This window comes from Leptothermofonsia sp. ETS-13, assembly GCF_049200465.1.
GTDB lineage: Bacteria > Cyanobacteriota > Cyanobacteriia > Leptolyngbyales > Leptolyngbyaceae > Leptothermofonsia.
This window is the reverse complement of the sequence record NZ_CP120836.1, coordinates 1958711-1972784: the sequence shown is the minus strand read 5'-3', so window position 1 is coordinate 1972784 and position 14074 is coordinate 1958711. Positions and strand designations below refer to the sequence as shown.

The following is a 14074-nucleotide window of genomic DNA, read 5'->3' as shown; positions in this document are numbered from 1 at the left end:
AAAGATGGAACAGAATCACAGAGGTGAGGAATATTCGATTGGATCTACATCTCCCGCATTGCGATAAACTGTCCAGGGATAGCCATTGCGATGGAGGAGGGAGCCTTTAGCCGTTACACAGATTGCAACCGAAGCATCTTCAGCAGGCCCTCGAAAGAGCGTTGCAGTATCCTGATTCGATCCACCTAATTCATACTGATCGCAGGTGATCTTCTCTTCAACAACAATGAATGTTTTTTTCAGAGCTTTGCAATCCTTTTGAATGGCTAAAAGTCTGGTTTCAATCTCTTTCAAGCAGTCCTCTGGTGGTAAGTTTTTCGCAGACTGTAGTGCGGTATAAATTTTCTGCCGTAATTCCTGCTTAATCTGCGATCGCAAATTTTGAGCGGCAAAAGGTGATTCTCTGGTAAAGATGGACTCGTTTCGTTGGGATAGTACCTTCATAATGTCACCACATCTCTGAATAGAAGTTGACGTGGAGAACACCCTGATTTGTTCAGGCTATTAATGAACTGGAATCCTAATGAGGCAGGCTGCAATGAACGGTACAGACAAGAAATATTGCACCAACCAAAGCAGGGATCAGGATGAGTGGTTGGATGGAGCGATAACGCAATCTAGCCATGGAATCTCCTTGTTATTACTGTATTTCAACTTAATTAAGGGCGAACTTTCACAGGAAACCTCAGTTCAAATCGATTAAAATCTCTCTTCTTTGAACTGCCTGATAAAACAACCGTGTAGGAACCTGGTTTGGGAAACGTAATCATTGTGCTTACTGCTTCATGGCCTTTCTGATGTCCTTCAATTGGCATCGGTGAAAGAGGCAGATGGTGGGCGATCGCCCGATTGCGAGAGTCGTAAGCAACAACACGACAGTTACAGCTTGAAGGAGAAATTATATCGCCATTCCGTCGCATCAGCATAAACCAGGTTAGTGTAGGCTTCCCAGCATAGGGCGAATCATCTGGATCAAGATGAATCATGACCTCAACATCACCAGTAGAAGTTTGTTGGTGGGCAATCAGAGGCGGAGCAAACACCATTGGTGTAATCACAAATCCGCTAACAGTTAAGGTAAACATTGCCAGTGATCTATACATCAGCACCTTTCTCCTGAATAGAGTTTGAGTGAAATCAAAATTTAGAGCAATTTAGTGATAGTGCAGCTCAATTGGCCATTAGCCTTCGCGTCCCAAATCAACCCACTACTAGAGAGTCAATAGCCATTGCTCCCAGAAGAAGGGGAATCCTGACTTTCCTGTGCAGGTGGATTCGAAGTGCTATTAGACATCGACGTATTCACAAATAGATTAAGAGCCATCAGAGTGAAAGCTGCACTGCAAACAAACAAAATGAAAGCTAGTAGAGATTTGTGCATTTTAGTTTCCTCATCAATGATCAGTGGGTAGTGCTCAAGTCGTAATGATTTTGAAGTGGTTAATGATGGCAGCTCACCGCGCATCATTAATTTAGGATTGTGGATAAGGCACAATTTGCGTAGGCTACGCTATAGCGATCCTTCTTGAAATTCGAATGGGTTGCAGGGGTAGAACACCTGCGCGGGGGCTTCACCCCCCCCTTGTTCACAAACTACTTGTGAACGCTATATTGCAACGTAACACACCACCTGTAAGCTGTTGGTGCATTACGGCTTCGTCTAACACACCCTGTATTAAATTTGCATTCCCTATCAGGTTTACTAGTCAACGTACAGACTTAATCCCATCAAATACCTTCGTAATTTCTTCCGTTACGTAACTGATAGGTGCACGCTGTCGGACTTTGATCATAGCAGCTAAGCTCATTCCCGGTGTCAACGGAAACCGCTCAGATTTGCGTTCTAAAAACTGGCGCTCAAGTCGAATTTCCACTGGAAAAACAGTCGGTCCGGGAGCATTTTCACTTAACTGAATAGCTTCGCTACCGAGCCTTGAAACGACTCCTTTGATCGAACCATACTCAGTGAATGGATAAGCATCCACCCGGATATCCACTGGCATCCCTACACGGATATTCGCAATATCCGCATTGGCAACCTGTACTCGTGCAGTGAGTGCTTCATTCGGAACCACCTGCAGCAGTGCCTTCCCAGCCTGAGCAACAACCCCTGGCAGCTTGGGCCCCAGATTAAATACAACACCATCAACCGGTGCCCGCAAATCCTGGTTTTTCAGGTCAATTTTGACCTGATTTAATTGGGAGATGACTTGAATCAGTTGCCTCTGGTTGTCCTTAATAGTGGCATCAAACTGAGCATCTAATTCTGCTAACTGGCGTTGCAAATCCTGTTGGGTTTCGTTCAGCAATTTACCCTCTTCTACCCTTGACTGTAACCGATTCACCTCTAACTGCCGTTTTTGTAAGTTATTTTGAATGAGTTGCTTACGTAATTCGCTCACACTGACTTTGCGCTGGAGCAAGTTGACCTGTGAAATGGCTCCCTGATCAACCAGAGGTTGGAGTCTTGCCAAAAGTTCTCGTTCAGTTTGGAGTTGAAATCTAGTTTGAGCCAGTTGTGCTTCTGCTTCGGCAATTTGTGATTGGATGTTAGATTCCTGTAGTTGGGTGAGGGATTGGCGATCGCGCAATTGCCGCTGGAATAGCTCATAGCGTTGATATTGTTCCGGCGATAACTGGCTTGGATCTCCCGTTATCTGAGCCACGAGCAGCAGCCGAGTTTGAACGCGGTTCATCAATTCCGGTGGAATTTCTGTCTTACCCCGACTTAAAACTTCTAAAGGCTTACCCTGGTGTGCCATGCGCAAAACAGCCGTTTCTTTAACCAGTTGTTCCCGTTGTAACAGAAGGGCTTGCATCTGATTATGAAGTGCTGTTTTATCCAACTGCATCAATAATTGCCCCTGTTTTACTGAATCTCCTTCCCGCACCAGTACAGCCGTCACCGTTCCCCCTACCCTGGACTGAATTACCTGTGATTGCGATAACGGTTCTAATTTGCCGCTGGCATTCACGACCACATCAACCCGTGCAAAGATTGACCAGCCAGCCCCTACGGTAATCCCAACTAGAATGATCTGTGTCATTCTTTTAGTCCAATTTGCGGTAGATGGCAAACCAATGCTTTTCGTTTCCAGGTCTTGTTCCACCTGATTTAGCATGGTCCGGTAACGATCTTGTAGTGCTCCAATTGGGGAAAGTAACCAATGACGACGCTTCATAATCTTTCTCCACTCATGCTTCACGGGATTGTTGAGAATACAGGCAGTAGTAAAGCTGACGGCGGGCTATGAGATCGGAATGGGTTCCCTGCTCCGCAATAACGCCCGATTGCATAAACAGAATCCAATCTGCACGGGCAATGGTATTGAGCCGGTGAGTAATGAAGAAACAGGTACGGTCTTGAAATCGATGCATTAAATTAGTGCAAACTTTTCGTTCCGTCTCATAATCCAGGGCACTGGTTGCCTCATCAAAAATCAGCAGACGAGGATTGCGGATCACAACACGGGCGATCGCAATTCGCTGCCGTTGTCCTCCTGACAGGTTGCTGCCCCGCTCTCCTACCTGCGTGTTGTACCCTTCCGGTAGCTGCATAATAAAATCGTGAGCTTCTGCAACCTTTGCTGCCGCAATGATGTCCTCATCGGGCAAATTTTCAAACAATGCAATATTGTCTCGAATAGTTCCCTGAAACAGAACCGCATCCTGAGAAACAATTCCGACTTGCGATCGCAAAGAATTCAAGTCAACTTTGCTGATATCATACCCATCAATCGTAATGCTGCCATTTTGTGGCACATACAGACGGGGTAGCAGCTTCATGAGCGTGCTTTTTCCTGAACCACTTTGACCCACAATGCCAACAAAAGTACCAGCCGAAACATCTAGATCAATATTTGATAATTGAAGCTGTCCCGGCTTGAATGCAAAACTAACGCCCTGATATTGAACATGCCCAGTAATTGTAGGCAGTTGAAGTTGGCCTCTTTCCGCAGATAGCTCCTCCTCAACCGGAGAGTCTGCAATATCCGCCAGCAACTCCATCGAAAGCGACGTTTCTTGAAAGCGCTGCCACAGGCGGGCCAGACGTAAAAGCGGACCTGTCACATACCCAGTCAGAATTCGGAAGGCAATCAATCCCCCCAAAGACAATTCTCCTTTCAGCACCAGATCAGCACCAACCCATAGCACCAGCAAACTACTGATGGTATTGAGAAACTGGCTATAAGAGTAAAAAATGGTATTCACCGTTGATGTGGTAAAGCCGCTGGTCAAGTATTGCACATAGCGATCGCGCCAGGTTGCCTCTACTAACGATTCCATGTGTTGTGACTTAACCGATGAAATGCCACCCAAAACCTCCACCAGATAGGATTGTACCCTTGCTCCCTGGTCTGCCTTGACACGAATTAGCTTTTGTTGAACCCCCGACATGATCAACATTGAAACAATCACTATCGGAATCGTGAGCAGCACACAGGCCGTCAACCAGGCACTATAGAGCAGCATGACCCCAATATAAAAGATGGAAAATACCACATCCATAACGGTGGTAATGGCAGTATCCGTCATGAATTGGCGAATATTTTCCAGTTCCAGAAGTCGTGATGATAGCTCCCCCACCGGACGTTTTTCAAAAAAGTTCAGGGGCAGATGTAACAGGTGGCGAACAATTTCAACTCCCAGGTGCAAATCGATGCGGTTTGTCGTGCCAATCAGCAAGTACGTTCGTAAAATAGTCAACGCCCCTTCCAGAAAGGCAAACATGACCATCAAAATGCCAAACATTGACATCGCCCCGGCATTGGAACTGATAATGACATGGTCGATCACCTGCTGAACCAGTAAGGGATTGGCTAAACCCAGCAGTTGAATCACGATTGAAGCCAGCAAAACCTGCACCAGAATGCCACGCTGCTTAATCACCATTGGCAAGAACCAATGGAACCCAAACCGTTTTTTGGGAGTCGTGGGTAGCCGTTCCATCACGATCGCCCGACAGTGAGAACCCGCCTGTTCTCCCGGAGGAACCGGATTCAGCATCAGGCGAGAGGCCAGTTCCTCTGGTTCCAGACGCAGCAATCCCGTTCGTGGCGAACCCAATACAACGGTGTTGGGAGTCACATCATGTAAGACAGCAAAAATATCGCCACATTGAATCAAGGCTGGAGTAGTGAGCCGATTGATGCCACCCGATGTAGGCGTAAAACGGATAACATGAGCATTCAATCCAATTGCTTGAGCAATGCGAACATACAAATCAAATGGTTCAAACTTTTTGACGGATTGCTGTTTAAGTGAACGACGCAGCGAATCCGGGCGGTAGGGTACCCGCAAGCGATCGCAGATCATACCGAAACAGGCCACCACATCTTCAATCGGGTCAGAGGAAGAAGACTGCCAGATGGGGTAAGAATGGGTAGCAGGCGGAGCAAAATAAACAGGAGGTGCCGTTGGGGAGAAAGCATCCGGAGCCAGTGACTCTCCATCCCCCTCTGCCGTAGTAGGGATTGTGCGCCGGAGCAGTGTGGAGGCAATGCAATTTCGATCAATCCCCAACAACCGCACTGGAAACCGCGATTTTCGAGTTAGCTGCAACTGATTAACACTTTTGATTGGAGTACCAATTGGAGGATTGAGAACCTCGCCTCCACTAATGAGCCAGATATAATCAGAAGGCAACTCTAATGCATCAGATTGAGAACCATCCCAATGTTTTATAACCGCCAATTGCTCCTGATCAATGTAATTCACAATTTCCTTCAGATTAATATCCGAAGGGCGTCCGGGCATATTTGACAGGCAACGAGAAAGGGTATCAAATACCTCAAGCACAGTCGTCCGCTCCATCAGCACAGACATCAGGTGAGCTTCTGCGATCGCTTCAAACTCATCAGCAGCAAGCGCCAACGTCAGCACCTCATGATTACTGTCTGCAAAACTCATCGTTGCCCGAACCGAGCCAGCGGCAACCCGACGCAGCAAGCTATCCCAACCTACAACCGTGCCCTTCCCCACCACTGCTAGAGTTGGGCTTTGAAACGAGGTTGGACCCAAAATTCTTACCCGTTCCCGCACGATACAGTGAACCTCTGAGGGCAATTCTCTGGGCGGGTAAATCAACTCACCGGGCTGAAAAGAGCGTAACTGAAGCTTTGATGCGACCTGCTCCCGTAAATTGGGAGGAAGGTGATTAAAGGGCCATGCTGCAAAAAAATCTGAAAGAAATGAGTGCATGGGGGCGTCAAAAAGTGTCATATCAATTCCCTAAATTCAATTGATAGATCCCTCACAAGGGCGCAAGACTTGCACCCATCAGTCAGTCATCACCCAATGTCAGGCGTTGCTGACAACATACCTATATTCAGCAACGCTTCACCCAATGTCATCCTTTTATCGTTGCGTCGTTAATGACTGTTCATCTTGTTGAGATTGCTCTGCTGAATCTGGCTGTACCGCAACCATGCCAGGCGTACTCAATACTTTTTTGACCTGCGCCTGAAGCCACTGGTTATACATTCGGTTGATCAAATTAAACCGAGTGGATTCCGTCAATCGTGCAGCTGAAAAGTGCTCTAGTCGAACAATCCAGAACACATCTTCCACAGGAATTGGACCATAAACTGTTCCTACCTGATCACTGCAAAACAGGGTTGCCACATCGGCTGGAATTGTGGACATCGATACTGGACCGACTCGTCCGCCCGTGTGCCGTTCACTTCCTAAAGAATATTGCTGAGCCAACTGTGCAAAATCGGCTCCGTCATCGCGCAGTTGAAAATACAATTCCTGTGCTAATGTCAGATCAGTGAGCTGAATGAGTGAATACTCCACCTGATCTAAATCCGATTTAACCCGCAGAAATTCCGATTCAACCTGTTCAGCAAAGTAAAGCTGTTTGAATTTCTTGATGCGGAATCCCCGCATGATCACTGTATTGAAGTACTCCGGAGTCACACCTCTGTCCTGACACCATTGAATGACAAATCCTTCAAAATCATCTGGTATTGAGGGATGGGTGATTCCGGTCAGAAGTTGAAACACTTCCTGCTGCGTTAACTGCACGTCTTTAATAACGTCATCCAGAAGTACCTGCCCTACCAGAGTCTCCAGGAGTTGATATTGAACGAGTGCAGAAATAATCTGATCGCCATCTAACAGGCGATTTCCAATCTTGAGATAGCTACTCATGGTAGTCTTCCTAAGCCCTGGGTCGGAAAAGCTTTGTAGATGGTTTGATAACACCCTGTGCTGTGACTATACCACAATCATCTAGGTATCCAGTTAATTAGAACCAGTTTGTAAATTGTTCCAGTTGAGGGAGGACGCGATCGCCCATCCTTGCAATTCAGGGCATTGCTGATTCCAGAGATGGAGTTGAGTTGGATAGATTGCAACTCTCAACCCATCCTGCTACTCAGAAACACTCAATTCGGTTATTCATTCATTCACCAACAAATCAGGATTTTATTGACTTTTACTTATTTAGAACCATCCAGACGAATTCAGTTCTAAATAGCAAAGTTAGACTTTTGGGTAAAAAAAGAAACAAAGATAGAGATCCTCAATACTGGTGAACGGAAGTCCTTTACCCTGTAGAACCTGTGCTTGATAGCGTTTCTGTATTTAGTTCAATTTGGTTTTATACGTAAGTTTGCATGTGTAGAAATTCGATGCAGCCTCAAAAAAGTTCTGAGAATCTCAGGTTGGCTAAATCCTTCCGGTTCTTTAAGTTGGTACAGGGTGGTATTGCACTCTCCATAAAATCATGGGTGCAAAGTAACTATTCTACTAAAGTGGTTAGCGCTTACAGGTTTCCAAGGTTCAGCTGGACGAGATCTCAACATTTCTGTCTGCTTTGCAGCAGCCTCCATGTCACAGAGGTTATAGAAATCCAGCGTTATGCAATGCAGACAAAGACCGACTTATGAGTCATCAGGTCAAATGAGCACGGCATTGCTGAATCTGGGGATGAAAAAGGTGCTGGATGCTTGAAACTTCGTTTCAATTCATCCCGCTTTTCAGCAACGCCAATGAGCACATCTGTAAATGAATCAATCTCCTATAAACAAGACAGGTAGATTGCAATTCATTGCACACAATTCAACGAATAACGAGGAAGTCATCATGATCAAAGGCCCAAGACAAACCTTTAGCAATGATTTAGTGGCCAGCTTTAATCAGGATTTACCTCCCAAAGCCGCAGTGAAAATAGCTGGCGATGACACATTTTTGGGGGGAATTCGGAATGAGTCCTTTGACGGAGGACCCGGTAATGACACAATTGATGCCGGACCTGGGAATGACGTATTACTGGGGGGACCTGGAGCTGATAGACTAACTGGTGGGCCAGGATTCGATCAGCTTTTGTTTGCAGGTGATCTATTTGCCAATGGTGCACCTCTACCCGCCGGGCAGACGGGTATCAATGTCTTGAATCGCCCCGATGTGATTACAGACTTTACCTTTGGAGAAGACCGATTTACCTTTGTTGGACAGGATCTGGGAATTGAAAACTTCGTGTTCCAGCAGGGGGTAACCTCTCAAATTGCGGCTGATGGCAATGCCCTCGTGTTGCTGGATGCCTTCCCTGCTGCGGGGGCGGCGGCTCGTGCGATCGCCAATAATCCGAATATCACTTCTGACGAAGGAGTGTTTATTTACTTCAACTCAACCTTAGGATTGACTCGTCTGGTCTATTCTCAAGATCTGGGTGATGGTGGCAACATCAGCGTCCTTGCCAACCTGGATAACCAACGAGGACCTCTCGGACAGGCTAATCTGGCAATCTTCACACCAACCGATTTTAATGTAGTCTAGTGGTTTGTCAGTTTTAATGTTGTATCTCTGGATTGAATAAGAGTGGTTATTTTGTGAGTTCTCAACTCACAAAATAAGTCTTGACAGGCCACTATTGTTGCAAACACTAAATTTCGCAATATGGGGGGTTGGGGGCTTCGCCCCCAAGCAGGGGTGGAACCCCTGCACCCCCAACAAAACTTTCGTTTTGCTGTACTAGCCTCTGTTTTCGCGCGGGCTTTCTGAGAGTTTGGAGGATAAGTAAGGCTTATCCTCCAAATAAGACCAATATTCCAGGGATTTGGGTTGGGATGAAAGAGGAGCTTACACTGCTCTTTCACCAGCAAACGAACCTTCACGCGATATACCGACTTAAGGTTGTACAGTTCAGGGGGCATCTGCTTTTACCATCCTCACACTATTGTTCGTTTTGGACCTTTTTGGGCTATGAACCGTCAGATCTTAAGTAGCGGAACCATTGTCTGCTTAGCAATACTTATCTATGGCTGGACACAATCCTCCACTTCAGGAGCCAGCGATTATGATTGCAGAAATCAGGCTGCCAAAGCGGGTTCTTCAAAAGCTCCTAATCAATTGAGCAGTGCTGAAAAGCATTGTTTGCCAAAAGCCGTCATTGCAACCTCCAATACTACGGAGCCATTGTTCAATCTTCAATGGAGCCAGGGTGGCAAAGACAGGCTGCCCAACACAATGGAAACTCTGTACAGTAGCCTGCTAGAAAAAGCGCAGGCATTAGCCAGCCGTGAACAATTTGGACAGGCGATTGCCACGATTGCAGGAATTCCTAAAAATAGTCGTCACTATGAAATGGCCCAACAACTTCAAGAGGACTGGTCGAGGGAGTTACTCCGACAGGCAACCCTCCACTGTCAGCAGGCCCAGGTGAAAACGGCTATTGCAATACTTCAAGCGATTCCAGAAACCAGCCAGTTGCACGATCGCGCTGTTGAACTAAGACAACTCTGGAGCAAGCAGGCCAGGCAATTGAATCAGGCGATCGCGGCGGAGAAAGTTGGAGATTGGCAGAGAGCGATCGATGCCACTAAATCCTTAGAGGGTTCGCTGATGTATAACAGTCTGTTGGTTCAGGAATTGTTGCAACAGGCGATGACAAAACTCTATGAGCCTGATCAAACTCTTTTACAAATTGCCACAGCCGATCTACCCACCGTGCAACCCGCTGATATGACCTCATTAGAAGTGACTTCTACAATTGTGGATTGAGGTGTGAGGTGTCAGAAGTCAGGAGCCAGAAGGGGAAAAGTGTGATGGAGTGATATAGCCCTTTTCAAGGGTGTGAGGTAGAGTGATGGAAAGGACTATCACCCCATTACCCCATCACTCCATCATTCCATCACCTACTCCCCTGCCTGAATTGAAAATAGAACCCTTGATTCCCTTGACTCCCTTTTTTCATTCGTGGCGCTATACGCAGTTCATTGTGACTACTTAGCATTTAGCGTTTTGCTTCTGGCTTTTGATTGCCTGGAGTGACAGCAAACTCAACTCCAAACAATTTTTTCAACACAACCACCGGGTCTTTTTGGGGAAGGCTCATATCGACAAAGAGGCTGTGTGCCAGTTTCAATTGAGCCGTACTGTACTGCCGTTGATTCTGCGCCTGAGAAACGGCGAGGCTTAAATCATGGAACCATTTCACCAGAACAGCCAGTGAGTTTTCCAATATAACCGTCCCCTGATCGTAAGAAAACTTGAGAATGGTTCGCTTGAAATGAGCATTCATCAGTGTATAAACCATCTCATTTTGAACCAGCGTCCATCTGGATTGAGGCATGGCTTTTTCACTCCAGGCAACCCATAGACGCATCCGTTTTAAGACGGTGTCTGAGTCGTCTTGATTCGACAAATAGAAGGTGAGAGATTTAGTCGCTGGCAACTCAAGGATGCGTCGAGGTGGCTTGGAAGAAGCTCCTCTAGAACGACTTAAAGGAGGTTCGACCTCAGGAGATGACTGATCTGAAGCAGCTAATGAATTCAATCCATTTGGGAGCGACGGTAACTCCCTCTTCAATGGGGAATTGACTAGAGCGGGCTGAACAGCCAGTTCATGAAAATCAGAGGGCTCCAGAGATCGCCGTACGAGTGAAACTTCCCAGCGATAGCGATCGAGCGGTCCCCCTTCATGCATACAGGCCGGGAAAGGATACACCTGCTTCATAATGGGTTGGTAAGTTCTAACGTCCAGATACTCCACGTTCAGGTAAATTTCTGGAGTATCATTCTGCTGCTTCGTAAAGGTGTAGTCCGGTGGAGGCGGTTCCAGACAAATAAGGCGAACAATTTGAGTCACAGAAGGATTGGTACAGTCCTGTAACTGGAATACATTGGCTGGCGGGTTAAAAACGATACGCCCCTCCCCATCCAGACCATAGGAAAGTACGCAACCTTCAGGGACATAAAATAATGCCCCAATGTATCGATCTAGCTTCGGCTTACGTCGCCGCAGATAAACGTAATACTGGGCTGGTTCACTCAACCCCCGATCCTGGTAACTGTAATCTTTCTTAAGCAACAATCGGGTATTGTGATTTACCGAAGTAGTTACGGTACCGCGACGGTGGCGATCGCCAATCTCTCGTAACCCAAATTCTAAAATGGTCTGAATATGACTCGTTTCAAGCTGAGTAATCAATTTGCGAATTAAAGCAACCTTAGCTTTAGGTTGTAACTGAACAGCCTGATTCAGTAGATTAGCATGGAATTTCGAGTCACCTTCTAGAGCAGCATTTTCTTCAGAAAATTCTTCCTGACGGAATGGCTCAGTCACGGACTCAACTTCTGATTGAAGGGTGGCCTGAACCGGCTCCTCACTCACACCCAGGGCAGGAACTTCACGACTCATTTAAGTGAAAAAAATTACGGTTTTATTATCAGTTGCTACTCATAAGGTAGCTCCGCACACCTGAAGAAATCAAATGCAATGAATTCATTTTATCCTAAACTTTTCTAGATCCGAATAGTCTGATTGAAAGATTATGCGAAGCAATCCAGAGTTCTGATTAAGAGTTTTATGGCAGGCAAGGGAGCGGGGAGGGGGGGAGGGTCAGTTGTTAGCGGTTGGTCGTTAGGGATCAGCGTACAAATCAATTCCCAAGTTGAACGGGTGGATGGGTGGATGGGTGGATGAAAGTGGGATGTTATTTCTCGGCGAGTCCCTTAGTTGTTAGAAAGGGGTAAGTGTTAGAAAGGGTTAAGTTTTGAGGTTTCACCCTAAAACTTACCCCTCTACTCATCCACCCTTTCACTCCATCACTCCATCCCCCTTTCACTCTTCCACCCATCCACTTATATCAATCAGCAATTCCAGCATTGCTAGAGGCAAGAGTGGGCAGGTATTCCAAACAATTAGAGTGGATTAACCCAGGAATCATCTGGGCCATTGTGCGGTTAATAGCTTCACAGCGATGGAGTTCTGCTTCCAGGCGTTTGCGTTCGGCTTCACTACGCCGATAGTCTTCTTCCAGGCGTTTGCGATCGCTAATATCAAGCAAGACACCTCCTAACCAGAGGAGATTATCACTATTGTCAAACACTCCCTGTTTGCGTTCCGATATCCAACGTATCTGGCCATTAGCATGAATGATTCGGTATTCAATTGAACAGCGATAACGATCTAAAACTGACTGAATCAACGAATCCTTAATCAATGTAATGTCATCAGGGTGAACAATGCTGAGGTAAGAAAGGCCCCGGTTATTGACAAAGGCTGAAGCTGGATACCCGGTGATCTCTTCAATTCCGTCACTGATGAACTTCATTGTATAGGTTGAGTCACAGCGAAAGATAGCCCCAGGAATATTAGATATCAGGGATTTAAACCGTTCTTCGCTAGCTTTTAGTTCAACCTCCAGATACTTGCGATCGGTAATGTTGTGTCCAGTAATCACAACTCCATCAATTTCTAAAACCGAGGGAAATTGTTGTCCCTGAATGTATAGAAATATCCATTTACCAGATTTTGTCTTCCACCAGCATTCGATACCCAGGTGCCTAGATTGAACGTTACTAACCCACAGCTGAAGCGCTAACTCAAACTCGTTGAAGTTGTTGGCATGGATAAACTCAGTCACGTACCGCCCCAGTAATTCCTCTTCTTTATAGCCTAATAAACTTTCAACCACAGGGCTGGCATAAATAATTTGCCCCGTATTGCTAGTTTGAATAAATAGATAAGGGCTATTTAAAACAAATGCTTTCCATTTTTCTTCGGTTCTGACGAGTGCATTATAAATCTTGCGACTCTCTGTGATATCCTCCAACAAAGCAACAAAATATTTCCGGTAGCCTTTGATACAGGCAGGCAAGTCAATCAGCGAAACGCTGATATTAACCCAAATAACATCCTGGCTTCTGGAAATTAACCGTTTTTCGATCGTATAGGAACTAATGTCTCCCGCAAGCAATTTCTGCCTTAAATCCCCGTCAACCAGCCGATCCTCCGGATGAACAAATTTTTCGAGGTGAAGCGTTTCATCCTCCGTGGTTTCCAGGAGTTCGTGAAATCTCTGATTGCACCTGACCACCATTCCATCTGGGTTAATCAAGGCAGTTGCCAGACTGGCGCAGTTAAATAGGGAGATAGCCCGCTCATACTCTTCAATCAGTTTCTGAGTGTCTCCCTCAGAACTGACTCTCTTAGCGGTTAAAAACATTAACTTTGCATCAGGATTGAATTGGAGGGAACACTCAATATCTTCCCAGCCATCTTTGGTTTTAGAAAGAAAACCAATGGTTTCACCTTGCAAAGCGCGTTCCCAAAACTTTGTTAATAGAGCCAGGGTGGTAGATCCTGATGCAAAATAATCAAAGAAACCAACATCCTCAGCTTTGGCTTGCAGCAACTCTAGAAAACTCTGACTGGCATAAACGGTTTGCCCTTGATCGCCGTAAATACAGATTGGACTGAGCGATCGCTCCAGAACTTCCAATGACTTGTGAGACCGGATCCCAGGAATATCCCAGAAAGTAAAAACCATCTTCAATGTATCCTTGCGTTTCAGATGGAGCTATATCTTTCAGCATCTTGAACTCTGCAAGTTCGATACCGATCTGCTTACTCTCTGGTAGATGCACTCCTATTTTCAGCAACGCCCTTCAGCCTCTGCTCCGGTTGCCATAAGCATCCGTTGCATTACTTTGAGTTTTTCCTACGGAATGATAAAGATACCGCTCCTCAGATGTGCCTGCGACATCGTAATCACAGATCACTTCAGTTACTTTTGTGACTTCGCTGATTCCTTGCAACACTCACTCCTCCAGTAGTTTGAAA

The 14074-nt window shown here is 46.0% G+C and carries 10 protein-coding genes; 2 read left to right on the top strand and 8 right to left on the bottom strand.

Annotated elements, in window-relative coordinates:
* Positions 1-15: 15 nt before the first annotated feature.
* The 5 genes from P4D80_RS08815 to P4D80_RS08795 form a co-directional block, all read right to left on the bottom strand.
* Positions 16-444, bottom strand: a complete 429-nt coding sequence (locus P4D80_RS08815) for a hypothetical protein (RefSeq protein ID WP_421658696.1) — start codon at positions 442-444, stop codon at positions 16-18.
* A gap of 215 nt (positions 445-659) precedes the next feature.
* Entirely contained in the window at positions 660-1103 is a 444-nt protein-coding gene (locus tag P4D80_RS08810; protein WP_421658695.1) for a hypothetical protein, read from the bottom strand.
* A 603-nt stretch (positions 1104-1706) separates the two neighbouring features.
* A complete protein-coding gene (locus P4D80_RS08805) occupies positions 1707-3182 on the bottom strand; it encodes an HlyD family type I secretion periplasmic adaptor subunit (protein ID WP_421658694.1) in 1476 nt (491 codons plus the stop codon).
* Positions 3183-3195: 13 nt separating this feature from the next.
* Positions 3196-6222, bottom strand: a complete 3027-nt coding sequence (locus P4D80_RS08800) for a peptidase domain-containing ABC transporter (protein ID WP_421658692.1) — start codon at positions 6220-6222, stop codon at positions 3196-3198.
* Positions 6223-6357: 135 nt separating this feature from the next.
* Positions 6358-7155 carry a peptidylprolyl isomerase gene (locus tag P4D80_RS08795; RefSeq protein WP_421658691.1) on the bottom strand — a complete coding sequence of 266 codons (798 nt, stop codon included), beginning with the start codon at positions 7153-7155 and terminating at the stop codon, positions 6358-6360.
* A 936-nt stretch (positions 7156-8091) separates the two neighbouring features.
* On the opposite strand from P4D80_RS08795, the gene P4D80_RS08790 reads away from it, so the two are divergent.
* Positions 8092-8784: a hypothetical protein gene (locus P4D80_RS08790; protein ID WP_421658689.1), complete on the top strand. Its 693-nt coding sequence runs from the start codon at positions 8092-8094 to the stop codon at positions 8782-8784.
* Between the two features lie 426 nt (positions 8785-9210).
* Positions 9211-10008: a hypothetical protein gene (locus P4D80_RS08785; RefSeq protein ID WP_421658688.1), complete on the top strand. Its 798-nt coding sequence runs from the start codon at positions 9211-9213 to the stop codon at positions 10006-10008.
* A gap of 232 nt (positions 10009-10240) precedes the next feature.
* Here the strand turns inward: P4D80_RS08785 and P4D80_RS08780 are convergent, their stop codons facing one another.
* From P4D80_RS08780 to P4D80_RS08770, 3 genes are all read right to left on the bottom strand, one after another.
* Positions 10241-11647 carry a hypothetical protein gene (locus P4D80_RS08780; protein ID WP_421658687.1) on the bottom strand — a complete coding sequence of 469 codons (1407 nt, stop codon included), beginning with the start codon at positions 11645-11647 and terminating at the stop codon, positions 10241-10243.
* Positions 11648-12095: 448 nt separating this feature from the next.
* Positions 12096-13781, bottom strand: coding sequence for a PAS domain-containing protein (locus P4D80_RS08775; RefSeq protein WP_421658686.1), 1686 nt, complete (start codon positions 13779-13781; stop codon positions 12096-12098).
* A gap of 118 nt (positions 13782-13899) precedes the next feature.
* On the bottom strand, positions 13900-14049 hold the full coding sequence (locus P4D80_RS08770) for a hypothetical protein (protein WP_421658684.1): 150 nt from the start codon (positions 14047-14049) through the stop codon (positions 13900-13902).
* Between the last annotated feature and the right edge of the window lie 25 nt (positions 14050-14074).

Bases quoted from the DNA above. Each gene is read 5' to 3' on its own strand.
- P4D80_RS08815 (WP_421658696.1), bottom strand. From the start codon at position 444: ATGAAGGTACTATCCCAACGAAACGAGTCCATCTTTACCAGAGAATCA.
- P4D80_RS08810 (WP_421658695.1), bottom strand. From the start codon at position 1,103: ATGTATAGATCACTGGCAATGTTTACCTTAACTGTTAGCGGATTTGTG.
- P4D80_RS08805 (WP_421658694.1), bottom strand. From the start codon at position 3,182: ATGAAGCGTCGTCATTGGTTACTTTCCCCAATTGGAGCACTACAAGAT.
- P4D80_RS08800 (WP_421658692.1), bottom strand. From the start codon at position 6,222: ATGACACTTTTTGACGCCCCCATGCACTCATTTCTTTCAGATTTTTTT.
- P4D80_RS08795 (WP_421658691.1), bottom strand. From the start codon at position 7,155: ATGAGTAGCTATCTCAAGATTGGAAATCGCCTGTTAGATGGCGATCAG.
- P4D80_RS08790 (WP_421658689.1), top strand. From the start codon at position 8,092: ATGATCAAAGGCCCAAGACAAACCTTTAGCAATGATTTAGTGGCCAGC.
- P4D80_RS08785 (WP_421658688.1), top strand. From the start codon at position 9,211: ATGAACCGTCAGATCTTAAGTAGCGGAACCATTGTCTGCTTAGCAATA.
- P4D80_RS08780 (WP_421658687.1), bottom strand. From the start codon at position 11,647: ATGAGTCGTGAAGTTCCTGCCCTGGGTGTGAGTGAGGAGCCGGTTCAG.
- P4D80_RS08775 (WP_421658686.1), bottom strand. From the start codon at position 13,781: ATGGTTTTTACTTTCTGGGATATTCCTGGGATCCGGTCTCACAAGTCA.